The 24,287-nt window shown below is 46.5% G+C and carries 18 protein-coding genes and 1 tRNA gene; 9 read left to right on the forward strand and 10 right to left on the reverse strand.

All coding sequences use genetic code 11. From position 1 onward, the window contains the following. Positions 1–21: 21 nt before the first annotated feature. Positions 22–945, reverse strand: coding sequence for a sugar ABC transporter substrate-binding protein (locus FA92_RS10610; protein WP_033783482.1), 924 nt, complete (start codon positions 943–945; stop codon positions 22–24). Between the two features lie 505 nt (positions 946–1,450). Here FA92_RS10610 and FA92_RS10615 point away from each other — a divergent pair. Together FA92_RS10615 and FA92_RS10620 are read left to right on the forward strand one after the other, a co-directional pair. Continuing rightward, a tRNA-Asn gene (locus tag FA92_RS10615) sits at positions 1,451–1,526 on the forward strand. A 161-nt stretch (positions 1,527–1,687) separates the two neighbouring features. Continuing rightward, entirely contained in the window at positions 1,688–2,956 is a 1,269-nt protein-coding gene (locus FA92_RS10620) for an integrase arm-type DNA-binding domain-containing protein (RefSeq protein WP_033783483.1), read from the forward strand. A 491-nt stretch (positions 2,957–3,447) separates the two neighbouring features. Here the strand turns inward: FA92_RS10620 and FA92_RS10625 are convergent, their stop codons facing one another. Together FA92_RS10625 and FA92_RS10630 are read right to left on the reverse strand one after the other, a co-directional pair. Further along, the gene (locus FA92_RS10625) at positions 3,448–4,701 is read right to left on the reverse strand and encodes an enolase C-terminal domain-like protein (protein WP_033783484.1); all 1,254 of its coding nucleotides are present in this window, start codon (positions 4,699–4,701) and stop codon (positions 3,448–3,450) included. An 88-nt stretch (positions 4,702–4,789) separates the two neighbouring features. Further along, the gene (locus FA92_RS10630; protein WP_033784612.1) at positions 4,790–5,491 is read right to left on the reverse strand and encodes a FadR/GntR family transcriptional regulator; all 702 of its coding nucleotides are present in this window, start codon (positions 5,489–5,491) and stop codon (positions 4,790–4,792) included. A 285-nt stretch (positions 5,492–5,776) separates the two neighbouring features. On the opposite strand from FA92_RS10630, the gene FA92_RS10635 reads away from it, so the two are divergent. From FA92_RS10635 to idnD, 4 genes are all read left to right on the forward strand, one after another. Beyond that, positions 5,777–6,544: an SDR family oxidoreductase gene (locus tag FA92_RS10635; protein WP_033783486.1), complete on the forward strand. Its 768-nt coding sequence runs from the start codon at positions 5,777–5,779 to the stop codon at positions 6,542–6,544. 74 nt (positions 6,545–6,618) lie between these two features. Continuing rightward, entirely contained in the window at positions 6,619–7,908 is a 1,290-nt protein-coding gene (locus tag FA92_RS10640; protein ID WP_033783487.1) for an MFS transporter, read from the forward strand. Between the two features lie 20 nt (positions 7,909–7,928). Continuing rightward, positions 7,929–9,284 (forward strand): MFS transporter, encoded by a 1,356-nt coding sequence (locus FA92_RS10645; protein ID WP_033784613.1) that lies wholly within the window; start codon positions 7,929–7,931, stop codon positions 9,282–9,284. A gap of 11 nt (positions 9,285–9,295) precedes the next feature. Then, entirely contained in the window at positions 9,296–10,336 is a 1,041-nt protein-coding gene (gene idnD / locus FA92_RS10650) for an L-idonate 5-dehydrogenase (protein ID WP_081917185.1), read from the forward strand. Positions 10,337–10,488: 152 nt separating this feature from the next. Here the strand turns inward: idnD and FA92_RS10655 are convergent, their stop codons facing one another. Genes FA92_RS10655 through FA92_RS10670 form a run of 4 tightly spaced genes read right to left on the reverse strand, consistent with a single transcriptional unit; the run spans position 10,489 to position 14,354 of the window. Next, positions 10,489–11,430: a sugar phosphate isomerase/epimerase gene (locus FA92_RS10655; protein ID WP_033783491.1), complete on the reverse strand. Its 942-nt coding sequence runs from the start codon at positions 11,428–11,430 to the stop codon at positions 10,489–10,491. Between the two features lie 27 nt (positions 11,431–11,457). Continuing rightward, on the reverse strand, positions 11,458–11,949 hold the full coding sequence (locus tag FA92_RS10660; protein ID WP_239780521.1) for a PTS sugar transporter subunit IIA: 492 nt from the start codon (positions 11,947–11,949) through the stop codon (positions 11,458–11,460). Continuing rightward, the gene (locus FA92_RS10665; RefSeq protein ID WP_033783495.1) at positions 11,909–12,919 is read right to left on the reverse strand and encodes a Gfo/Idh/MocA family oxidoreductase; all 1,011 of its coding nucleotides are present in this window, start codon (positions 12,917–12,919) and stop codon (positions 11,909–11,911) included. Before FA92_RS10665 ends, FA92_RS10660 begins: the two co-directional genes overlap by 41 nt. A 25-nt stretch (positions 12,920–12,944) precedes the next feature. Next, entirely contained in the window at positions 12,945–14,354 is a 1,410-nt protein-coding gene (locus tag FA92_RS10670; RefSeq protein WP_033783497.1) for a sugar porter family MFS transporter, read from the reverse strand. Between the two features lie 782 nt (positions 14,355–15,136). Between FA92_RS10670 and FA92_RS10675 the strand changes: the two genes are divergently transcribed. Both FA92_RS10675 and FA92_RS10680 read left to right on the forward strand, forming a co-directional pair. Then, entirely contained in the window at positions 15,137–16,006 is an 870-nt protein-coding gene (locus FA92_RS10675) for an AraC family transcriptional regulator (protein ID WP_033783498.1), read from the forward strand. Between the two features lie 864 nt (positions 16,007–16,870). Next, on the forward strand, positions 16,871–17,695 hold the full coding sequence (locus FA92_RS10680) for a sugar phosphate isomerase/epimerase family protein (RefSeq protein WP_033783501.1): 825 nt from the start codon (positions 16,871–16,873) through the stop codon (positions 17,693–17,695). A 70-nt stretch (positions 17,696–17,765) separates the two neighbouring features. On the opposite strand, the gene FA92_RS10685 is transcribed toward FA92_RS10680, so the two are convergent. The 3 genes from FA92_RS10685 to fhuA form a co-directional block, all read right to left on the reverse strand. Next, on the reverse strand, positions 17,766–18,860 hold the full coding sequence (locus tag FA92_RS10685) for an L-dopachrome tautomerase-related protein (RefSeq protein ID WP_197061499.1): 1,095 nt from the start codon (positions 18,858–18,860) through the stop codon (positions 17,766–17,768). Positions 18,861–18,877: 17 nt separating this feature from the next. Then, positions 18,878–19,432 carry a VOC family protein gene (locus FA92_RS10690; protein ID WP_239780522.1) on the reverse strand — a complete coding sequence of 185 codons (555 nt, stop codon included), beginning with the start codon at positions 19,430–19,432 and terminating at the stop codon, positions 18,878–18,880. A gap of 979 nt (positions 19,433–20,411) precedes the next feature. Continuing rightward, positions 20,412–22,586 carry a ferrichrome porin FhuA gene (gene fhuA / locus FA92_RS10695; protein ID WP_033783504.1) on the reverse strand — a complete coding sequence of 725 codons (2,175 nt, stop codon included), beginning with the start codon at positions 22,584–22,586 and terminating at the stop codon, positions 20,412–20,414. A gap of 571 nt (positions 22,587–23,157) precedes the next feature. On the opposite strand from fhuA, the gene FA92_RS10700 reads away from it, so the two are divergent. Continuing rightward, positions 23,158–24,279, forward strand: a complete 1,122-nt coding sequence (locus FA92_RS10700) for an efflux RND transporter periplasmic adaptor subunit (RefSeq protein ID WP_033783505.1) — start codon at positions 23,158–23,160, stop codon at positions 24,277–24,279. The last annotated feature ends 8 nt before the right edge of the window (positions 24,280–24,287 follow it).

A 24,287-nucleotide genomic window follows, 5' to 3' on the forward strand; every position in this document is an offset into this window, starting at 1 on the left:
GTACAGCTGGGTCGGGAACGATTATTTCAGGTTACGCTGGGTAAACTGTTCCATATTTTCTTTGGTAATCAGCTGGTAAGGGATGTTGATAATTTTCTGGACTTGTTCGCCTTTCACCAGTTTTATCGCCGTCTGAACTGCGCCTTCACCCTGGCCCTGCGCATCCTGGAATACGGTAGCGACCATCTTGCCCTGCTTCAGCATCTGCAGCGCATCAGGAGTACCATCAACGCCAGCAATCAGGATTTTGTTCGGGTTTTTACCCAGTGCCTGCAGCGCACCGATTGCCATTTCATCGTTGTTCGACGCGATAGCATTGATTTCATCACCGGCCGTCATCCAGTTACTGACCACATCCACCGCGTCGTTACGGGTAAATTTGGCGGTCTGCTTCTGAACAATTTTGATGCCAGGATATTTAGCGGCCACTTCTTCCACACCTTTGGTACGGTCGCGGGTCGATTCATTCGCCAGGTCACCCATCAGAATGGCGACGTTGCCTTTGCCGTTCATTGCTTTCGCCAGCGCTTCCATCTGTAACCGCCCGGCCAGTTCTGAATCGGAACCCACATAGGCCATTTTGCCGGTGAGTTCAGCCCCTGGACGGCGGTTAACAAAGACAAGCGGAATGCCCGCTTTGCTTGCCTGATCCATAATCGGTTTCACCGCGTTGGTGTCGACCGGGTTAACGATCAGGGCATCAACACCCTGGCCGATGAAGTTCTGAACCTGCTGAAGCTGTTGTGAAACGTCACCCTTTGCATCCTCAACCTGGCCTTTAACACCATCCTTCTGCATCTCCTTCTGCATTGAAGTACGCAGAATCGTCAGGAAGTTGTCATCAAACAGCGCCATCGAGACGCCCACTGAGATATCTTTTGCCATAACCGCGGCAGGTAACATGCAGGCTAACAGTGAGGCGACAATCGTTTTTTTAATGTTCATAGGGACCCTTCTTATTTGTTAACTTGCTCAGCGGCTGTACCCGCGAATGAAAAATATCTTTTACATTCACCCAGCCTGTCTGGCGTCTGTTTCAGGAAATTTGAGGTAAGACTTCAGGTTATGGCTATTTTTGTGATCGACCACTCCTTTTCACAATCACTTGATCTGCAAACAGTTAGTTTAAAAATGCCGTTTCATTTCCGGATGATAATCACGACCGTGATGATAAGCAGTTTATTTGTTCCATATAATGTCTTTTTGAAATTTTTATCATAAAAGCACTGAAACGGTTGTTTTAACATCGGCAAACAACAAAACTTTGACATGCCTCTAACATCTGCCGAGAAATGCCCGCAAAGTGAGATCCTGTTGGCAGTTTGAAAAGCCAGCAGATTTGCGTAAAAACCGCCAATCCGCTGCTTTTACGAGCATCTGAACGCAATTCAGTAAACAGGGCTTTGACAAGCGGGATCAGCGCCGTTAATATTCGCCCCGTTCAAGCGATTCCTCTGTAGTTCAGTCGGTAGAACGGCGGACTGTTAATCCGTATGTCACTGGTTCGAGTCCAGTCAGAGGAGCCAATTTCCTATTTTCATGCCTCCTAGCGAATCTTTATCTGATATTGATTCAAGAAGTTAGCGTGAAAATTCTTCCCGGTGTATTTTGATTTAATCCTCCGCATCGGGAAAAATTGGTGGTCTGATCTGGGGTCATTTCAGTTCGATGATGGAGTGACCACCATATGTCTCTTACAGACACCAAAATCCGCAACCTCAAACCAGTAATTAAACCATTCAAAACATCCGATGCTCATGGTCTGTATTTATTGGTTAATCCAAATGGATCGCGACTTTGGTATCTCAAGTACCGTATCAATGGCAAAGAATCCCGCCTCAGTTTAGGTGCTTATCCTGATGTTTCTCTGGCCGACGCCCGGCAACAGCGTGACGGCATCCGTAAGCTACTTGCACAGAAGATCAACCCGGCACAACAGCGTCTTATTGAAAAGGCAGCCCGGTCACCGGAAAAAGCCTTCAAAGCCGTAGCTTTGAGCTGGCATAAAAGCAATAAAACTTGGTCGGAAGATCACGCCAATCGCGTGCTTGGCCGCATGAACAACCACATTTTCCCGGTTATTGGTCATCTGCCGGTAACAGAACTGAAAGTTCAGCACTTCATTAATCTGCTAAAAGGCATTGAGAATAAAGGCTTGCTTGAAATAGCTTCTCGTATCCGACAATATATAAGCAGCATTATGCGGCACGCCTTACATCAGGGGTTGATTGAACACAACCCGACTGCTGACCTGAAAGGCGTCACCGTTCCGCCCATCAAACGTCACTATCCTGCCCTGCCCCTGGAACGTCTGCCGGAACTGCTGAAACGCATTGACGACTACAAGCAGGGACGGGAGTTAACTCAGTTGGCGATCATGCTCTCTCTTCATGTATTTATCCGTTCCAGTGAACTGCGTTTCGCCCGTTGGCCGGAGATTAATTTCAGAAACAGGCTCTGGACTATCCCCGCCACCCGAGAAACTATCCCCAATGTTCGCAACTCTGGGCGGGGGGCAAAAATGCGTGCGCCGCATATTGTGCCGCTTTCCCAACAGGCCATCGACATTCTGAAACAGATAAGAGAAATCTCCGGTGACAAGGAACTGGTGTTCCCCAGCATTCGTGATCTATATAAACCAATGAGTGAAAATACGATTAATAAAGCATTACGACTAATGGATTATGATACTAAAGAGGATGTCTGCGGCCATGGATTCCGGGCAATGGCCTGTAGCGCCCTGATAGAGTCCGGCCGATGGTCAGAGGATGCCATTGAAAGGCAGATGAGCCATCAGGAGCGTAACAGTGTGCGGGCAGCGTATATACATAAAGCGGAGCACCTGGAAGCCCGTAAAGCAATGATGCAATGGTGGTCAGATTATATAGATGAATGCCGGGAAAAATATGTTCCCCCCTATATTTGGAGCAGTCAGAAAAATAATCATGCTACCTAATCCAGTAATGAATCACTAGGAGAATAAAAAGGTAGCAGATCCTCTCGCTTGACGATCTGCTTTTGAATAGCCTTATTTGGGTTGCTGGAACGATGTCTTTAATAAAATCACACGTAGGTTTAGATAGCACCGAGAAAAATCCCCCGTCTACTCGCACGGCAATACCTGTATTGCCAGGAGCCCTATTGGAGCTGAGATAAACGATCAAATTAGCTAATCTTCACCGTTTGCCATTCGGCTCAATAGAAACGTTGAACGCTCGTTGCGAATGAACATACGCCCAGCCCTTTCAGAGGTACTGTTAGATCAGGAACCATCTCTCTCACAAATTTTTGAATGAAGTGTTTTACTAACTCAATATATAAAGCGAAGCAGATGAGAACTCGTGAAACAAGGCGGTGCTATCTCTTCGCCTTGTTTCACCTACTGGTCGGTTGAAGAATGGCAATTGAATAGGGCTATCAGTACAACGTTCGCCATTTCATAATTTATTAAGGTCTTGCAGCTGTACCATCGGGCAGACGTGCATTGGTCCAGTCTGGAATACCGCCCAACACCGGGTATTTCGCCGCTTTGTTCAAATCGATATCCACGCCGAGCCCCGGACGATCGCTAAGATACGCATAGCCCCTATCAATCTCCGGACAGCCTGGGAACACTTCCTGCAATGCTTCATTCACCGGCGTGTACTCCTGAATACCAAGATTGGTGATGCTCAGATCAATATGCAGGTTTGCTGCCACGCCAATCGGTGAGATATCACCCGGACCGTGCCACGCTGTGCGCACGCCGAAAAGTTCCGCAAAGGTCGCTAGCTTCTTCGCCGGCGTGATGCCGCCAATGGTGCTGACATGGCAGCGAATATAATCGATTAGCTGGTTTTGAATTAATGGCTTCCACTCGTTGATTTGCGTAAACAGCTCGCCCATGGCAATTGGTGTGCTGCTTTGGCTGCGTAACTTACTTAGCCAGTCGATATTTTCTGGCGCAACCGGATCCTCGAGGAAAAACAGCTGATACGGTTCGAGTGATTTCGCCAACTGAATCGAAGCGATCGGCGTGATGCGCTCATGTACATCATGAATAAACTCGACGCCAAAGCCGAGTTTATTGCGCAGATGATCAAACAGGCGCGGTACGGCGCGCGCATAAGCATCCGGATCGAAATAGATGCCGTGAGTAGGATTACGCGGTGACACTTTCGCCTGGATATTGCGAGCTTTGGCCAGCTTGCCGGCAATCAGACGCAAATCATCGGTACCCGCGCCGCCATACATGCCCATCTGACAGCGCACATATTGATAGCCCTCCTCCATGCGCGCCCGAATGTTATCTTCGACTTCAATCTCATCGGCACCGTCGCAGTGACGATATAGCGGCACGCCATCGCGACATTTGCCGCCAAGCAGTTCATACACCGGCAGGTCGGCGACTTTACCCTTCAAATCCCACAGGGCCATATCCACGCCTGAGAGCGCATTATTCATTACCGGGCCGTTACGCCAGTAACCACTCACCGCTGCCGATTGCCAGATATCTTCGATACGCGCCGGGTCTTTACCAATCAAAAACGGCTTCATATAGTTTTCAATCGCTGCGGCGACCGCATAGATACGTTGAGTAAAAGTGGCGCAGCCCAAACCGTATAAACCAGGTTCGCTGGTTTCGATCTTTACCACCACTAAATCAATGCCGCCTGGCGCGGTAAGGATGGTTTTTACATCGGTAATTTTCAGGTTACTCATCATGATCCTCACGGTATCTGGATAACATGCTGTATGATGTCCTACATGTTATGTGTATTAAAAAGCCCTGCGTAAGGCTTATGGTTATTCAGTTATGGCGCACATCTTCAATGGCGTGCACGTTATGTGTCATCGCACTATTAAGCGTCTCGGCCGCCAGCGATGCATCGCGGTTTTTCAACGCCATAAAGACTTTGATATGGGCTTCTACGCTTTCCAGCGTGATGCTTAATACGCGGTTCAACTCTTCGAGGTAATGCACATAAATACCCTTCAGGGATTCCATGACATGGATGAACACCTTATTGTGCGAGGCTTTCACAATTGCCAGATGGAAATCGTAGTCCGCCAGCGAGTACTTTTTGTAGTCATCTTTACTCACCAGCATGCGATTCAAGGCGCTTTCCAGCACTTTGACATCTTCATCAGTGGCGTTCTGCACTGCCAGCTCCATACATTTGAACTCGACGGTCTGACGGAAAACCCGCATATCATCAAACTCTTCCTGCGAAAGGTGCAGAATGGGCTGATTATCACTGAACGATCCGTAGCGCGCCACCTCGCGGGTGACATAAGTGCCCTTTCCCTGATGCGTCACCACCACGCCAAGGTCACGCAGCTTCTGCACGGCACTCCGCACGCTGACGCGGCTCACCTGAAAGGTCGCGGTCAATTCCGCTTCAGACGGCAACTTACAGCCCGGCTCCCACAGACCATCCTGAATGTTCTGCTTCATCTGCTCGTAGATGACATCAACCACATTATGTTTTTGGATACTTTCCAGCGCCACGGCATTACTCACTTGTCCTACATGTCTACCGCTTTTTAACGCGTCACTGCTTGTAACACAAGAAGGAATTTTGCTGACATCAACAGTTTTAGTGCAAAATAGCGAAATTTAGTTATTAATTTCAATCAATTAATATTGAGTCCGGATAATTACCTGCTGACAATGGCATTAAAAATCTGTGAGATATCTTACAAATCTCTCACCTGCCAATTGCTGCCTTTCTGCGCATAACGTAAAAGTAACCCATCCAACTTGTTAGTCATGCTACATGAAGGACGTCTTGTTATGCAGACCTTATTCAACCTCTCCGGGAAAACCGCCCTGATCACCGGCTCAACGCGCGGTTTGGGCTTTGCTTATGCACAAGGCCTGGCGCAGGCCGGCGCAAAAGTGCTGCTGAATGGCACGAGTCAGGAGCACATGGATACGGCGCTGGAGCAATTACAGCAACAGGGATTTGATGCCCGAGGCTTTCTGTTCAATGTGGCTGATGAAGCCGCGATTGAAGCGGTGTTCCAGCAGCTCGATGAAGAAAATATTCACGTCGACATTGTGATCAACAACGCAGGCATCCAGTTCCGCAAACCGATGCTGGAACTGGCATTGAGCGACTGGCAGCGCGTGTTGGATGTCAATCTTACCAGCGCTTTCCTCGTCTCGCGGGCGGCCGCCAAACGCATGGTGGAACGCCAGCGCGGTGGGAAAATTATCAATATCGGATCGCTGACCAGCGAAGCCGCGCGTCCTACCGTCGCGCCCTACACTGCGGCAAAAGGCGGCATCAAGCTGCTAACCAAATCGATGGCGGCTGAATGGGCGCCGTTCAATATCCAGACCAACGGCATCGGGCCGGGCTACATTCTCACGGATATGAACGAAGCGCTGGTCGAAAACCAAGCGTTCAATAAATGGGTCTGCAGCAGCAATCCTTCGGGACGCTGGGGAAAACCCGACGAACTGGTTGGTACCGCCATTTATCTGGCGTCCTCTGCTTCCGATTACGTCAATGGCCAGATGATTTACGTGGATGGCGGCTGGCTGGCCACCCTATAAAGTGCCTATTGAAGCGACCTAAGCTGAGCATAAAGACTCAGCTGTATCCTACTCAAGCGACCTGAGGTCAAACCATGAACCAGAACATTGCAGGGATATTACCGGCCAGTCGGTGGGGAAAACTCATCCCGATTGCCTTTATAACCTATAGCCTCGCCTACCTCGATCGTGCCAACTACGGTTTTGGTGCCGCCGCCGGTCTGGCTGAAGATCTCAATATCACGCCCGCGATTTCGTCTTTACTTGGCGCACTGTTTTTCCTTGGTTATTTCTGTTTTCAGGTGCCGGGCGGCATTTACGCTGAAAAGCACTCGGCGAAGAAGCTGATTTTCTGGAGCCTGATCCTGTGGGGCGCATTGGCCACCGCTACCGGCATGGCGCACAGCGTGGCGTTGCTGGCGGTGATCCGCTTCCTGCTCGGCGTGGCGGAAAGTGTGGTGATGCCGGCGATGTTGATCTTCCTCAGTCACTGGTTCACACGCGCGGAGCGTTCCAAAGCCAATACTTTTCTGTTCCTCGGTAATCCCATCACCGTGTTGTGGATGTCAATCCTCTCCGGCTATCTGGTGAACTCCTTTGGCTGGCGCGGCATGTTCATTATTGAAGGCGTGCCCGCCATTTTATGGGCTTTTATCTGGTGGAAAATTTATGCCGATCGACCGCGTGATGCCAAATGGCTAAGCGAGGCCGAAAAGCGTGCGGTTGAAAACGCGCTGGCGGCAGAGCAGCAGTCGATCAAACCGGTTAAGAATTACCGTGAAGCCTTCCGCTCGCCAAAAGTGCTGGCGCTAGCCTTTATCCACTTCTTCTGGAATATCGGTATGTACGGTTTCATCATGTGGCTGCCTTCCATGCTGAAGAGCGCGTCCGGCATGGGCATTGTCGCTACCGGCTGGTTCTCAGCCGCGCCCTACCTTCTCGCCGTGCCGCTGATGCTGACCGCATCCTGGTTTTCCGATAAATATCAGCAGCGTAAAAACATCGTGCTGCTTTTTCTTGGGCTGGGGGCGGTGTGCTTCATTGCTTCTTTTACACTCGGTGCGACGCACTTCTGGCTCTCATGGGCGCTGTTGGTGATCGCGGGTGGTGCGATGTACACGCCTTACGGCCCCTTCTTCGCTGCAATTCCTGAGATGCTGCCACGCAACGTTGTGGCGGGCGCGATGTCCTTCGTGGTCTGTTTCGGTGCGCTCGGATCCTTCGTCGGCGCGTGGATAGTGGGCTATCTCAATGGCCTGACCGGCAGTCCGGCGGCATCTTACGTATTTATGGGCGGATCGCTGGTTTTGGCGGTTTTACTCACTGCGCTGACCACCTTTAGCAGCCTGAGCACGCCAAAGGCACAAACCCGCTCAGCATACTAATAGAGAATGAAGTCATGACCATGAAACCCACGCGCGCGCGTTTAAGCGTTTTATTCATGCTATTTATTGTCACCGCTATCAATTACATGGATCGCGCTAACCTGGCGGTGGCCGGTACCCATATTCAGGGCGAGTTTTTCTTATCCGCCACTCAGTTGGGTTTACTGTTTTCGATGTTTACCTGGTTTTATGCCCTGAGCCAGATTCCGGTCGGCTATCTGCTTGATCGGATTGGTTCGCGCTGGCTGTACGGCAGCGCGATTGTGCTGTGGAGCCTTTTTACCCTGCTGATGGGATTGGCATCGCATCACTTATTCACCACCGCAACAGCATCATTTATGATGCTGTTGGTGTGCCGCGCGCTGATTGGCGTGGCAGAAGCGCCCTCTTTTCCCTCCAACACTAAAATCATCGCCACCTGGTTTCCCGACCATGAACGTGCGCGTGCAACAGCCACCTATTCCAGCGCGCAATATATTGGTCTGGCGCTATTGACGCCGGTACTATCATTCATCGTCTCTCAATGGGGTTGGGAGATGTCATTTTATCTCTCTGGCCTGGTTGGCATTGCGTTCGGGATTTACTGGCTGATTGTCTATCGCGACCCGCAGCACAGCAGCAAAGTGAATGATGCGGAACTCGATATTATCCGCAAAGGCGGCGGCCACGGTTCGGTGAATCAGCAAACCGGAAACGGCAAAGTTAACTGGCAGTCGGTAAAATACATCCTGCGTCAGCGCACCACATGGGGTTTGTTTATCGCGCAGTTCGCGGCCTCGTCGACGCTCTACTTTTTCCTGACCTGGTTTATTGTCTATCTGGAAAAAGGGCTGCATCTGTCGATCGATAAAGCGGGGATTGGCGCGATGTTCCCTTATCTGATGGCGATGGCTGGTGTGCTCTGCGGCGGAACGTTGAGTGATTTCCTGCTCAAGCGTGGCCGCAGCCGCACCTTTGCACGCAAACTGCCGGTGATGCTGGGCATGTTGCTCACCTGTTCGATTGCGCTGGTGAATTTCTTCCAGGACAGCCCGGTAATTGCCATCGCTATTCTCTCTATCGCCTTCTTCGCCAACGCCTTCTCGAATCTCGGCTGGGTGGTGTGCAGCGATGTGATTCCGCGCCACTTAATCGGCACCATTGGCGGCTTTCTGAATATTTTTGGCAATCTCTCCGGCATTATCAGCCCGATCATCATCGGCGTTATTTTGCAGCGCACCCACTCCTTCCAGTACGCCATGTGGTACATCGCCGCCGTCGCGCTGATGGGATTTTTGTCCTACCTGCTGCTGGTTGGCAAAATTGAAGTGATGACGCCGCCCGGCGAAGAACAGGCTGAAAGTAAGAAGAAATTTGAAACCCCTTCAAACGCATAGAGAGAAGCATGATGCAACAGAAAACAGTGAACGCAGTGATCGTCAATGCCGCACATGATGTGCGCTGTGAGTCGCGGGAAATTGAGTGGAACGCGCAGCAAGTGTTAATCAAAGTTGAGCGTGGCGGGATTTGTGGCTCAGATATCCACTATTTCCAGCATGGCCGCGCGGGCATGTCGGTGCTGAAAGCGCCGATGATTTTAGGTCATGAATTTGTCGGTATTATTGAGCAAGTGCCTGAAAACAGTCAAATGAAAGTCGGTCAGCGTGTGGCGGTTAATCCTTCCCAGCCGTGCCAGCTATGTGCGCTGTGTCAGGAAGGAAAACAGAATCTTTGCCGCTCAATGCGATTTATGGGCAGCGCGCAGTTTTTCCCCCATGTTAACGGCGGATTTGCCCAATATGTGGCGGTCAATCCGGTGCAGTGTGTACCGTATAGCGAAGATGCGGATGCCAAAGTGATTGCCTTTGCCGAACCGTTGGCGGTTTGTATTCATGCGGTACGCCAGGCTGGCGATCTCACAGGCAAGCGCGTGTTAGTCACTGGTGCCGGGCCGATCGGTTGTCTGGTTATCGCTGCGGCGCTGGCTTCAGGAGCAACCGAGGTGATTGCGACGGATATCAGCAGTCGCTGTCGGCAACTGGCGAACGAAATGGGGGCCAGTGCGGCAATAGATCCGCGTGATGAGCAGCAAACCGCGCTATGGGCGGAAAATAGCGGCCATTTTGATGTCTGCTTTGAAGCCTCAGGTGCAGGTGCGGCGGTAGGCTCGCTGGTCGCCTTTACCCGTCCTGGCGGCATTATTGTTCAGCTCGGCATGGGTGCAGCGGAAGTGAACTATCCTATTGGGCCGTTACTTGTAAAGGAGATACAGCTGCGCGGCTCCTTCCGTTTCACCAGCGAATTCACCACCGCTGTACGCTGGCTTGAGCAAGGTAAGATTAAGCCGTTACCGCTCCTTTCTGCCGAACTGCCGATGGGGGATGCAGCAAGCGCACTGGAGCTGGCGGCGGATAAAGAACGAGCCGCGAAGGTGCAGTTAGTTTTTTAAAGCCCTAAAATCCCGGCGGCCAGTCGGGACTTTTAGTTAATAAATAAAGTCAAAAATTCCCATACCCAAACTGCCCGCACGCCCCATAGAACGCTCAATTTTTATCAGTCGGTTAAATGCGTGCCTACCTTAACAAAGTAGGCACAATATTTTTAACGACTTAACGTTGCGTTAAGCGCGTCAATTGAAGTTTGAAGACCAGCTTCCACACTCATAGTCAGGTCTTCCATTTCAAGTGAAACATCACCATCATAACCGGTCATTCGTAAGACGGAGAAAAATTCTTTCCACCATTTCAGATCCTGGCCGCAGCCCACTGCGACATAATTCCATGTGCGAGTTTTAGTATTGGTAACCGGCTGATACTCCATAAGACCGTCTATATCCGCCAGGCCTCGCTCAATACGTGCATCTTTGCCATGTACATGGAACACCGCGCCTTCAAGTTTACGTGCCGCAGCTATCGGGTCAGCCCCCATGGCAATTAAGTGTGAAGGATCCAGGTTGATCCCAATCATGTCATCCACGGCGTTACGCAGGCGCAGTAACGTAGACGGATTGTAAACAAGCTGGCACGGGAACTCTTCGATAGCAATTTGTTCAACACCATGCTTCTTAGCGTGTTGCACAAACTTTTTCCACCATGGAATGGCAACATCATTCCATTGGTAATCAATGACACCAGGCATATAGTCTGGCCATGAAATAGTCGACGTAATCCAGTTCGGAACACGATCTTCAGGTCCGCCGCCGGGCAGGCCGCTCATCATCACAATCTTCTTAACACCAAGCTTGCCTGCTAATTCAACCGCACGGTAACTGCTTTTGGTGTGCGTCTCACCCAACTCACACGGAGCAAGTGGGTTGCCTGAACAATTAAGGGCAACAATGTGCATTTTGCGCTGTGCGAGCTCTTCTTTAAACAGTTCAAGTTTTTCAGGTGACGCAAGCAACTCTTCGGTTTTCACATGAGGGCATGGCGACCAACCGCCTGCTGTCATTTCTACGCCGTCAATACCGTAGCTTTTGACTTTATCCAGCATCGCAGTAAACGGTAACTCAGCGAGCACATCGGTACATAATGCAAGTTTCATGGTTCAATCCTTTTCAAGGGCTGGTAATCAGGGTTTTTCAAATAGCTCAATAAACGCTTCTCGGGATTTAGCATTGGCTAATAAGTAGGTTTTCACTTCATTACCTAATAGATCCGCAATATCTGCCAGCACCTGGATATGTTCATTTTGAGTTGCAGCTACAGCGACAACGATGAAAACAACTTTCCCCGCTCCCCAACTAACACCATTAGGAAATTGAAAAACCTGAAAACCTGTTTTGTTCACGAGGTTGAGGCTCTCTTTGACACAATGAGGAAATGCAATTCCGGCACCGATATACGTTGATACGTTTTTTTCACGCGCTATCATGCCTGCATAAAAACCCGGCTTAACAAAACCGGCTTTTTCTAATTCGACTGCGGCAATTTTAATCGCCTCAGCTTTTGTTGCTGCCCGGCAATTTAAAAACACCGCATCTTCGGTAAGATTTAACATGATTTCTTCTCTCGCAGTGATTTCATTGATACAGAGCTGGCTGAGATGGAATAATAACGTCATGCTTCTCACCATCTTTTAACGACGCCAATCCAGCATCACAGACGAGTGCAACAACATAACCATCCCATGATGAAGGGCCAGTCATTTGACGTCCGGCATTCACGTGATCAATAAAAGTCTGCACTTCACGATCGTAAGCAGTAGCAAAGCGCTCCATGCAAGATTGAGCTATGTGCTGCGCTCTGCCATTAATAGAGCGCGTCGTGATTAACTGTTGCTCATTGAGTGCCGCAATAGCATTTTCGCCAATAACCTCACAACGGATATCATAACCGTAATGACAGTTCACGAAAAGTTCATCGTCTATCCGCACACCAGACTCGGTCTCAAAGATGACGATTAAAGGATCCTGTAAATGTGGCAACGCACGACTAGTTGATTTGCGGGGCCTGTCAACACGTACAGACGTGATATTTTCATTAAGCAAATAACGGATGATATCAATTTCATGCGTAGCTGAATCATTTACCGCCATTTCAAGGGTATAACTTTCTGGCACAGAGGGATTACGGTGCGCGCAGTGAATAAGCATAATCTCTCCGAGATCACCGCCATCAATCGACGTTTTAAGTGCCTGATAACCCGGGTCGTAACGTCGCATGAAACCGAGTTGCAATAGCCGTTTACCTGCTATGACTTCTGCTTCAATGATTTCTTTTGATTCGTCAGCAGTGGGTGTCAGTGGCTTTTCGCAAAATACCGGTTTACCTGCTTTAAATGCAGCTAAAATTTGTGCTTTATGCACGGGGCCAATTGAGCATATAAATACTGCATCAATGAGATCTGAACTAATCATTTCTTCAGCATCATAAAATGCGGTAGCGCCATATTCATTAGCTACTGCATCTGCTGCCGAGCGGTTAATATCACAAACAGCAGTTACCTGTGCGCCAGTAATAACATTCTTAAAGCGCTTGAGATGATCGTGACCAATCATACCGAGACCAATCAAACCGATTTTAGCATTCATTTAAAAATCCTTGTGTGTAATAGCTTTAAAAGCGAAATTTCTTTTCAATTTGCTCTAAGGTCAGCCCACGCGTTTCTGGCAAGTATTTCATCAGAAGAATAAGCATAATGACATTAGTTGCGCCAAAGAATCCAAAAGTCATACCGCCGCCATAATGGCTTAACAGGTACGGGAAAATGGACTGAATCATGAAATCAAACATCCATAATCCGAATACGGCAAAGCCCATTCCTACACCACGCATCTTCAACGGATATATCTCGGCTAACATTAACCAGAATACCGGTGCGATCCACCCCTGCATAAACACGAGAAAAACCAGCATAAGGGCGAGAATTACATAGGGTGCGTTAACGAAATTGGCATGTAGTGTCTCAACACCATCGATAGTTTCTGTATGGAAAAATAATTTAAACGCTACCCCAATTAATAGTAGGCTAATGGTGACGCCAGCCTGACCGGTAAAAAACATTTTACGACGTGAGTGTTTTCCAATTAGCGCCATACCAAGGAGTGTAGCCAAAACAGAAATGATACCGTTTGCGACCGCCCCCGTCACTGCCGCTGCATCTCCCAGGCCTGTCGCTTTTAATACCGTTGGCGCATAATACATGATGGTATTCACGCCGGTTACACGTGTTGCTAATACAATCATTAAACCGATTAAAACCAGTTGAATAACCCACCTATTTTTTAATTCAACAAAAAGATTGAACTTAATTTTATCGGCTTTAACAATCTGTTGAATCTCTTTTACTTCTTTATCAATTTCTTCCGGCAAACGAAGCGTTTTCAGAACGTTAATAGCTTTATCAGTCTCGCCACGTCTTATAAAGAAGCGCGGAGATTCGGGCATCATTAACATGCCAATCCACAATAGTGCGCCAGGTAGAGCGGGAATGGCCAACATAATTCGCCAGTTATGCTGCATTTCTGGATAGAGATTGACTATGGCGGCATTGACCGAGTAAGCGAGGAATTGTCCCGTGACTATCATTAATTCATTTACGGTAACCATTCTCTCTCGTTGATCGGCACGAGCCAGTTCTGAAATATAAATTGGAACGGTTACCGAAGCACATCCTACTGCTAATCCAAGAATGAATCGCGCTACCATCATTGATGGAACATCCCATGCGAACGCGGTACCCAATGCTCCGAACATAAAGATTGCGGCAACCCATAATAGGTTTTTTCGTCGCCCCTGTTTATCAGAAAGATAACCTCCAACCAAGGATCCTAACGCTGCGCCAAACAACAGGAAAGACGTGATAAATCCTTCCTGAGCAGGCGTTAGATTCAGATCATACTTCATGAAGATAAGAGCACCTGAAATAACGCCCGTATCATAACCGAAGCACAAACCACCTATCGTAGAAACGATAGTAATAAGCCGCATACGCTGCGGGTTTTGCAGGTGAGTTTTATTATACATATCTGTTCCATCTGGTTATAAGGTCGTAAGGTTAAATGCTGTTATGATGGTCAGTTTTAGACTTAAATTATTTTAAGTCGAATCTATGAATATTTCTCGAGCGCAAAGCGCGAAGTTATTTTCTTAAAAAAATTCGTTATAATTATATTTTCTTTTATCGTTGCAACAACGTTATATCAAAGTTAATTTTAAATACCAGACATTAACTTCCGACTTCATCTCATGACGTGCGTGTGATCATAATTCACTCTTGAAAAGCACTATTTGCAGTGATAAATGTCACATTTCAATATTAGGACGTTGACAAAACAAGAGTCGAGATTGAAAAAAGCCAATCTGAGCCAGCAAGAAATAAACCTTTTAAAAAATTTTAAAGGATTTTTTTTATTCTTTTATATCAATAGGTTATCACTAAAAACCTTCGTTTTTTTACGTTAAGCCTTTCATTCGCTTTAACATTAATAACAGCAATGATGATATTTGGCTCCGACTGTTAATATTTCTGTAAAGATGATGTACAACTTTATCTTCTCTCAGCCAGTGATTTGAAATGTCACAGACGCTGGATGTACTTTGATCAAAATAAAAGCGTGATGGAGATCAACTTTCAAGAGGAGTGAACCATTTCGAAAACAACATTATGCAGTTAGTGCCCTTTTTAATATTGCACTCCCGATTATTACCTATACATATCAACAGATTAAATAAGCTGAAAAAGCAAAATTGATGATTACGAATTTATTAAGTAATGTGAGAATAGCGACAGACTGACAGGAGATACCATGCTGACCTTTTGCCTCAACGAGCATCCTTTTTCACAAGGCTTCGAAAACGGCCTTCGGCCACGCCTTAAATTTATATGTAAGGCTGAGGGGCCAGAGGCGGCAATTCCACGAGTCATGCATAAACACGATGATCGCTTCGAAATCATGTTTATTCGTTCTGGCACCGGTATCTATAACATTGATGGACGTGGTTACAATGTGCAGCAAGGTGACCTTATGCTGTTTAATGCGAATGTTTTGCATGATGAACAACCAACCGCATCTGATGAGTTATTGATTTTTAGTTGTGGTGTTGAGCAGTTGAAAGTGGATGGGTTACCAATGAATGTGCTTACCCCCCGAACCCAACCGACAGTAATGCCTTGTGGTGGCTTTTACCTTGAAATATGCCAACTTTTTGACCAGATGTGGTCTCATGTCAGCAGTAAACGACTCTTTAGTTCTGAGATAGGTGACAATCTTCTGAATGTGTTGCTGTTGATCTGTCGTAATTTATGGATGGGACACAAGCATGAGCAGGAAACGGACAGCATTTTACTGGGCCAGCGAGTTAAAGATTACATCGATAATCATTATAAAGAGGATATTGCATTAAGTACTATCACTGCAGCGCTTAATATGAACCAATTTTATCTCGCGCATGCTTTTAAAGATTACTCAGGATATTCGCCTAAACATTATCAAACACGGCGTCGCATCGGTGAAGCACAAAATTTACTACTTAGCACCGAGTTAGGCGTAACTGAAGTTGCAAATGCAGTTGGTTACGACAACGTTAACAATTTCCATCGTATATTCCATAATCTTGTCGGCATTCCTCCTGCACGATATAAAAAATTCTGGCTAACCGGGCAAACGAAGACATAATTTCAGCCATCCGACCGCACACTTCTGACCGGGTTTATTTATATTAAACTGCAGAATCTCTTTTGCTTAAATAAGTCAGGAACCAGTATGATATTGGTATATTTAACTGGGGGCTACAATGAAGAGTAATAGTCGATTTAATGCCCGCTCTGTTTATTCACTGTGCGGCATTGCTAGCTCGGCGGTGTAATGTTCGATTATTCAACCGGCGTAATTTCAGGCACAGTTGATTCTATTCAGGCTCATTTTCATCTCGCCCCTACCCAAACGGGTTGGGTTGTATCAAGTATGTTTGTTGGGTGCATTATCGGTTCTCTTATAGCAGGAAATTTAGCGGCCAGATTAGGACGGAAGCTCGTACTTCTCCTCGCCACTCTGGCTTTGGGAATTTCGGCTGTTGGCTCAACGGTTGCTGATTCCTTTATCATTTTCTCTTCAGCCCATATCGTTGTAGACTTGGGTCTACCTGTAATGAAACTCGGTACTGATGTTCATGGTTACGTTCGCCATTAGTTGGGGGCAGGATGCTGGGTTCTGATCTCAGAAATTTTTTCCACCGCGCATCAAAAGCTACGCAATGGATCTGGCGGTCAGTTTTGTGTGGGTCTTCTTTCCTGGTCACGCAGTTCTTCCCGGTTTTAAATGAAATCCTGCATTACAGCAAGTATTCCATGGTGCATTTTCATTTGGATCTTTACTGCTATCAATCTCTTTTGCTTTTTTCCTGATGCGATATGTACCTGAGACGCACGCCGTGGCGCTGGATGATATTGAACTTCTGCTGGCCGAGCGTATAAAGCACATTAAAATACCCTGTTCCCCAACGGGTTTCCTCCACTTCAAATGAAACTTTGAGAGGTAAAAATGATTAAGGCACTTCACGGTATATCAACACATTATTGCAACGTAGCCACTGAATTACGCATCGCAGCAGAAACCGGTTACGACGGACTTGAGTTTCTGCATTACAAATTACTGCGCTATCTTGATAATAGCGGCAGTACATATGCATTGAAGAAACGAGTACATGGCTTTGGCTTGCAAACCTCTTGCCTGAACGCACTGATTAATATTGAGCGTTATCGGGATAATGCCAGAGAGCAAATGCTGGCCGAGGCAACGCGATTGACGCAAATTGCTTCAGATCTGGAGTGCCCGACAATTCAAATCCTTGCGCAGCATGGCATTGACCATCTGCCAAAGTCGCAGATACTCGATATCATGACTGAAAATATCGCTGAAATTGCATCTATTGGGCAACGGTATGGTGTGCGCTATCAGATTGAGGTCATTGCTCACACCAAATTCAATACGTTAGATCAAGCGTTAGAGGTTATACGACGTATCGAAAAACCTAACGTTGGGCTGGTCATTGATTTCTGGCACTTGTTCGCAACTGGAGCCACCACCCCTGACGACATAGCGAAACTTGATCCATCACTCATTTTTGGTGTGCATTTTTGTGATGGCCGCAAGCCGCGTCCTGGTGAAGGATGGAAGGAAACCGTATTACGTGCTTATATGCCAGGAGAAGGTGATATTGATATTCAGGCCTGGACCGATGCGGTTAAAGCTACAGGATTTGATGGCGTGTGGTCTGCGGAATTATTTAGCCCCACCCTATGGGAAATGGACCACGCAATTATTGCAAAACAAGTTATTGAAAATATGAATCGTTATTTAAATTAAGCGTCTCTGGCTCATCAATGACTTCTTAATTTGATGAGCCTGGATTTAATTTAAAGTAGCAATAATATATCTAATTGGGTAAGCGGAATCGATATATCGACCAGGGTTGATGCGTTTTATCTTCGCCCTGATTATTTTGGCTGAGATATTCTATTTGCGGCGCTGGAATATATACCCATCCGTTTATGATAACTAAAGCATCAGGTGTCTCTAAGCGGTCATCCTGAATAAGTGTGTTTATTGTTCCATCTGGCTTTAGTCGATCTATTGATCTTTTCTCAACGTTCGATAAATAGATATTTCCATCTGCATCTATTGCCGACCCACCGATGGAGGGAATATCGGCCACCTTTTCCAGCTTATTTTCAAGCATGCTATCAGTGTATGAATTATCGAAAAGATATTCGGTACGAATCCGATATAGCGGGCCTGTGGGTGTTGAATAATAAAGCCAGTTACCATCGGCAGTGACTTCGATGACATCACTGTGTACATCCGGCATTTTTCCCCTGGCATTCTGCAATACTCTGCTTCTGAACCCTTTCTGGACTAAATTATCCGGTTTACGTAATAGCGCAGAGGCTGATAGCCGTCTGATGGTCTGCCCGCTTTTAAGGTTATGGATGATTATCCCACCTAATCCAGAATCAGTAACGTAAATCAGGTCGCCATGAATACGCAGATCGTTGGGCGTGCCTCCAGCAGGTAACGAATCTTCATTGAACCTGATGATATTTTTTGCTTCACCTGAGTTGATATCAAATGCAACCAATTTAGCTGCTCCCGCTTTAGGCTTATCACCCTGTGGAGCACCTTGATCAACCACCCAAATCAATTCATTATCAAATATGTGGCAGGCATTTATATTCACCAGCGTATTAATCCCTTCATCTCCATCTTGCCATTCGTTCCAGTGATTACCGGGAAAAGCAACCGGGCCGCTAAGCGTAATGCGGGCTAATCCAGGCGAATCCGAATGCCCTTTAAAACGCGGCAGATTGATAAAACTGGCACCATCGGTTGAGACAGCAACGCCATTTACCAACCAGGGCGATGTAAAAATACGCTCAAGAGCCGGTTTGGTTACCGTTTTAGCAAAAGAAAAAGTTGATTTTGTGAGACATAAAATCGCGAGACTGCCACTTATAAATTGTCTACGTTGCACATTACACTCCGTTGATTTTAAGAGGCAGGTATCCATCGCGAGGCAGTAGCCCCTTCATCGTAGTGCAGCCCCGAAGGAAGTGAGATTAATTCAATAAGAACACCGAAGGGCGTCATGCCGAACCAGGTTTGGTTTCCCTCACCTTTCTCCTGCGCAAAGCAATCTGAGGGACCTTGAAACATTTTCGCTCCATGTTCACGCATTTTTTCCCCCGCCAAATTGATATCATCTACGTATAGCGAGAAATGATTAATACCTGAATTTGCAGGGTTAGCCTGGTGATCATCTGTAGTGGGAAAGATTTGAAAGAGTTCAATATTACAACCGTTGGCGAGTCGTAACATAGATAAACCTGTTACTTTCATTTCGGCCGGGAAGCCATTTAGGGGTTGCATGTCGTCGCCTTCAATCACTTTATCTGAGTCATTCTGCGGAGCCAGACGGTAAAGTACGGTTGCGTTTAATGCTCCCAAGAAAAAATCTTCTGCTTTTTTAATATCATTTACAGTAATGCCAATATGCTCAATACCACGAATTGTCATTGTTACTCCAAGTTTCACCAGATCAATCACTTAAAAGTAAGCCTGGCACAAACGTGATAGTTGTCACATATGAAAGATAAATAGCTGATTTTATTTTGGTTCTGACGTGTAATCTGAGGATGAGATCGGCAAGCAGAGCAATCTTGCAATGCGTAAAATCTTAATAATGTTTGCATGCATAAAGAAAAAAGCTCTTGACAAAGGTAATTCCCTGGTGTAATGGTGTGCAAAATTGCGCGACAAAAGCATAAGCAGTCTGTGTCCTCAGATATATCCCCTCTTCAAAGCCAATGAAAGAAAACTAAAAGGACTAAAGGAGTGATGATGCGTAAGCAGCAACTTCCTTATAGGCCGATATGTAAATTACTGTCAACAAAGCATTTCGGATGATAAATTATGCCACGAAAGTATCTATCTGTGGGCTTGGCTTTCATGCTATGGCCTGTAACGCCCTAATGGGATCTGGACTTCGGTTACAGGATGCAATTTAACGTTACATGAGTCACACGGAGCGCAACAGCGTGCGGCTTATTTATCTGCGGCGTATCTGGAAGTCTTAAGGACAATCATGCAGTGGTGGTTTGACTATCTAAATGCTTGTCGGGGAAAGTATATTCCGTCCTGTAATCGGTGCTGAAAAAACTGTTTTAGAATAACGTTAGCCAGCTTGACGCCATTAAGGATAAAATGAAAGCAGCTCCTAAACTTCAGGAACTGCTTTTTGAAGTCAATAACGTTAACCTGCCATCGCTAAAATGAACCGCTCCTTTCAATAATTAATATTGCGTTTGGTGAAAAATCTCTGGCGGCAGTTCTTTGCTATCGGTACATTTTCCTGACTTAACAGTTTTGGTGAGTAAATTTTAAATATTTCTTGTAATCAAATACCGAAGCATTCATTCCCGAAAATATCCTAAATTTTAGCGAAGAAATTATTCTATATTTTAACAGCTCATGAGATTTTTTTGTCGCTTCTATGAAAACTAAGGCTTTTCATAAAGGCTAATTTTTAAAACCTAAATGTAGCGGTCGCTGTAATCTGACGCTCATTTCCATAATAACACGCTGTAGTGGCGTAACACCCTGCCACGTACTCTTTATCAAATAGATTGTTCACGCTAACTCCAATATTAGAACCCGGTAAATTAAACTTGGTCAAATCGTATTGAACTGCTGTATTCCAGATGGTATAGGACTTAACTTTGAATGAGTTGGTACTATCACCTTCAGTTGAACCGATATACCGTGCTCCAAGTCCAAGTGTCAACCCGCTCAGGGCAGTTTCATGAAAAGTGTAATTACCCCATAGCGCCGCCATATTTTTTGGAATTTCAGATGGCCGATTATCCTTGTACAACGTGTCTTTTGTATATTCTGCATCCGTATAGGAATAGTTTCCCATCACATCCACATTTTCAGTTAACGCCGCTTTAGCTTCAAGCTCAATACCTTTTGACCGTATTTCACCGTTTTGCACTGAATAATAAATATGTTCGGAGTCCGTGCTCAAATTTTTATTCTTTGTCAACTGAAACACAGATAATGTTGCGGAAATCAACCCATCATCAGGTATATATTTTAAGCCTGTCTCATATTGTTTAGCACGTGATGCCTGGAATGTTTTACCTGCATAGTCAGTGCCACTTGTTGGCAGGAATGATTCACTATAACTGAAATAAGGTGAAATACCGTTGTCAAACAGGTAATTCAGCCCACCCCGCCATGTAAACTCATTGTCTTCCTGCTCGGAAACAGCATTATCACTCAGGCGGTTAACACTGTCTGTTTTGGACCAGTCGTAACGGCCTCCCAGAGTTAATACCCAGCGATTCCATTCAGCCTGCTCCTGCAGATAGAGTCCCGTTTGCTCCTGGTGATTAACCTGGCTGCTGGTACTGTAATACTGCACCGCGGTGTTACCATAAACAGGATTTATAAGATTTAGATTGGATGCCAGACCAAAGGCATGCCATATGTCATTTCGGGTGCGTCGATAATCTATGCCCAAAAGCAGGGTGTGATCGACTGTATCTGTAGAAAACTTGCTTTGTACCTGAGTATCGACCGCGAAGGTAGATAAATGCTCCTTAAACGCCAATGCCCCTCTTGTTAACTGAGTAGGATCAACGGGGGAAATACTTCTACCATAGATAGTTCTATAATCCATATCGACTGTTCCGTAACGCAGGTTCTGACGCACGGTCCAGTTATCATTGAGCTGATGGTCGAAGGTATAACCGACTAACTTCTGGTTTCGGGAGATTTTATTATAACCCGGTTCACCATCATTAAAGCTTGTTGGCAATTTACCTCCGGCACCATTAGTCACGGTTCCATCCTTAGGTAGGTAACCAAACCAGCCAATGTCAGGTTCATCGAGGAAGCTGCTTAAAAAAGTAAAGCTGGTTTTGTCATCTGGACGCCAGGTAAATGACGGTGCTATCGAATAACGCTTTGCTTTTTCCCCAGTTTGTTGTTGATCTTGATCGCTTGCGACACCGGTCAATCTGTAGGTTAATTCTCCGTTATCATCGGCCGCACCGCCAAAATCAAAACCGGTTTGAAAAAGATTATGATTCCCCATCTTAAACTGAAGTTCTCGTATGGTTTCCGCTGTAGGACGTTTGCTCACCAGGGAAATAATTCCCCCTGGATCACTCAGTCCATATAAGACAGAGACGGGGCCGCGCAATAGTTCTGCACGCTCAATCATATAAGGGTCGACCTGGAATGATGCATAACTATCGTTCTGAAGTTTTAATCCATCAAGATAAATATTATCCGCAATCTGGCTAAAACCTCGAATATTGACTGAGTTGAATCCAGTTACAGAACCTCGGTTGTCAACCATCACACCGGCTGAATAGCGAAAAGCATCTTTTAGCGTCGGGGGATCCAGCAAATCCATTTCTTCACGAGTCACGACGCTGATCGACTGTGGTGTTTTAATTAATGGAGTATCTGTTTTGGTGCCTGTCGCACTGTGTTTTGCTACCATTGTACCCACTGGCCCCCAGGCATTCTCAGATGTTGAGCTCTGGCCCTTAGTGGTAACCGTCATCGTATCTTCTGTAGTAGCGGTCGTGGGACTGTCTGACGATACTGCCGGAAATGACAATGAACTGATAAACGCACTGATCATGACGGTAAAGGGGCGTAGAACCAGAGCTTTTTGCAATTTCATTTATATACTCGTTTGGATTAAGTGAGAAATAATGTCGTGAGATCATTTTTCAGGACTTAGAAATTAATGCCTTATATTGCCCTGCTTAATATTTCCTGATTTATCAATATCGGTGACCTTAACCTGCGCCTGCCACCTATTTTCTTGTAGATGCCCACCAACTTTCACTCCAGATACTTTTCTGAAAATAAATTTCTGCGGAAAAAGACCATTCAGGGTCCAAGGATGTACAGCGCTGGGACACTCAAATAGAAATCATTCTCATTAAACTACTAAAATCAATGTTCCGATAGCGAAATACAGCCATATAATTTTTCAATACAGCCAAAATGCACTTTAAAAATTTTTTTGGCTAGAATGCGAAATAATATGACAAATTTTCGCAATGTCTCTAATTCATCGAAAGGATAGAGTGCCAATCAAAATGCCTGGATGTGGGCAAAAATACGCTTGAACACAGCTTAATTTCAAATCGATGAGGAATAATCATGCATCCACGAAACACCAGGGGGCAATTATCGCGGCCCTACTCCCACACCCTGTCTGTTTTCCCTGACAAAGGTAAGCATTTATGAGCCTCGCGTTAAATCGCCATGTGAAGCCAGCAGTCATCAGCATTCTCGCCCTCATTATGGTTTTCGGTCTGCTATACACCTGGCGGAACCTCCGTAGCAGTAGCGCAGAACAACAGACTCTGCCACCTATACCTGTAACTACAATCCGTGCAGAAACCAGTAACGTCGCAGATCAATTGCAAGTCGTTGCAAGTTTGCAGGCAGTACGGGAAGTATTGCTTGCTCCGGATACATCAGGGCGTGTGACCGCCATTAACTTTCATGCTGGCCAATTTGTGAAGGAAGGAGACGCCGTGATACAGCTTTACGATGCTCCGGAACAAGCGGATCGCGCGGCTGCAAAAGCAAAAGCTGATTTTGCGCAATTGCAACTTCGACGTTCACAAACATTATCCCAGACCGGCGCAGAGTCCCGCGAACTTCTTGAACAGCGTATGGCTGAAGCCGTCCAGACTGCTGCTGCAGTACGGCAACTTGACGCACGAATCCAGCAGAAGACCGTTCATGCACCATTTACTGGTCAACTTGGTATCCGTCATATCAATCCTGGTCAGTACCTTAACGCAGGTGATGAAATCGCCACGCTAACCCAGCTCGACCCTCTCTACGTCAATTTCACTCTGCCTCAGCAGGATCTGCCTAAATTGGCACAAGGTGCATCGGTGCAGGTGACGGTAGATACCGCACCGGGCCGGATATTCACCGCCAAAATTAGTACCGTCGAACCGAGAATTGATAGTGAAACACGTAACGTGTCTATTCAGGCGTTGGTGCAAAATGCGGATCTGTCTCTGAAATCCGGAATGTACGCGACGGCACAACTGAGCTTACCGGCAACTACCCATGCCATTGTTCTTCCCCTTACGGCGATCCAGACTTCGGCTTCTGGAGACAGCATGGTAATTGTGCAAAATGTTAACGCAGAGGGGATTGGCAAAGCAATCGCTGTGCCGGTAGTCACTGGTCGGCGACTCAGCGAAGAAGTCATGGTGATGAAGGGTATAAAAGCCGGTGACATTGTGGTGACGGCGGGTCAGAACCGCCTGCCGCCCGGTGCTACCGTTAAAATTAGCAATACATCTACTTCGACTATTGCTTCAGATGCCAACGCACAATAGGAAAAAAA

Origin of the sequence: Pantoea sp. 9140 (genome assembly GCF_000745295.1) — a bacterium.
Lineage (GTDB): Bacteria > Pseudomonadota > Gammaproteobacteria > Enterobacterales > Enterobacteriaceae > Pantoea > Pantoea vagans.

What these genes read in the sequence shown, in the direction of transcription:
- FA92_RS10660 (WP_239780521.1), bottom strand. Translation starts at nt 11,949, where the DNA reads ATGACGTTATTATTCCATCTCAGCCAGCTCTGTATCAATGAAATCACT.
- FA92_RS10635 (WP_033783486.1), top strand. Translation starts at nt 5,777, where the DNA reads ATGCAGACCTTATTCAACCTCTCCGGGAAAACCGCCCTGATCACCGGC.
- FA92_RS10610 (WP_033783482.1), bottom strand. Translation starts at nt 945, where the DNA reads ATGAACATTAAAAAAACGATTGTCGCCTCACTGTTAGCCTGCATGTTA.
- FA92_RS10665 (WP_033783495.1), bottom strand. Translation starts at nt 12,919, where the DNA reads ATGAATGCTAAAATCGGTTTGATTGGTCTCGGTATGATTGGTCACGAT.
- FA92_RS10645 (WP_033784613.1), top strand. Translation starts at nt 7,929, where the DNA reads ATGAAACCCACGCGCGCGCGTTTAAGCGTTTTATTCATGCTATTTATT.
- FA92_RS10670 (WP_033783497.1), bottom strand. Translation starts at nt 14,354, where the DNA reads ATGTATAATAAAACTCACCTGCAAAACCCGCAGCGTATGCGGCTTATT.
- FA92_RS10680 (WP_033783501.1), top strand. Translation starts at nt 16,871, where the DNA reads ATGATTAAGGCACTTCACGGTATATCAACACATTATTGCAACGTAGCC.
- FA92_RS10655 (WP_033783491.1), bottom strand. Translation starts at nt 11,430, where the DNA reads ATGAAACTTGCATTATGTACCGATGTGCTCGCTGAGTTACCGTTTACT.
- idnD (WP_081917185.1), top strand. Translation starts at nt 9,296, where the DNA reads ATGCAACAGAAAACAGTGAACGCAGTGATCGTCAATGCCGCACATGAT.
- FA92_RS10640 (WP_033783487.1), top strand. Translation starts at nt 6,619, where the DNA reads ATGAACCAGAACATTGCAGGGATATTACCGGCCAGTCGGTGGGGAAAA.
- fhuA (WP_033783504.1), bottom strand. Translation starts at nt 22,586, where the DNA reads ATGAAATTGCAAAAAGCTCTGGTTCTACGCCCCTTTACCGTCATGATC.
- FA92_RS10620 (WP_033783483.1), top strand. Translation starts at nt 1,688, where the DNA reads ATGTCTCTTACAGACACCAAAATCCGCAACCTCAAACCAGTAATTAAA.
- FA92_RS10700 (WP_033783505.1), top strand. Translation starts at nt 23,158, where the DNA reads ATGAGCCTCGCGTTAAATCGCCATGTGAAGCCAGCAGTCATCAGCATT.
- FA92_RS10625 (WP_033783484.1), bottom strand. Translation starts at nt 4,701, where the DNA reads ATGAGTAACCTGAAAATTACCGATGTAAAAACCATCCTTACCGCGCCA.
- FA92_RS10675 (WP_033783498.1), top strand. Translation starts at nt 15,137, where the DNA reads ATGCTGACCTTTTGCCTCAACGAGCATCCTTTTTCACAAGGCTTCGAA.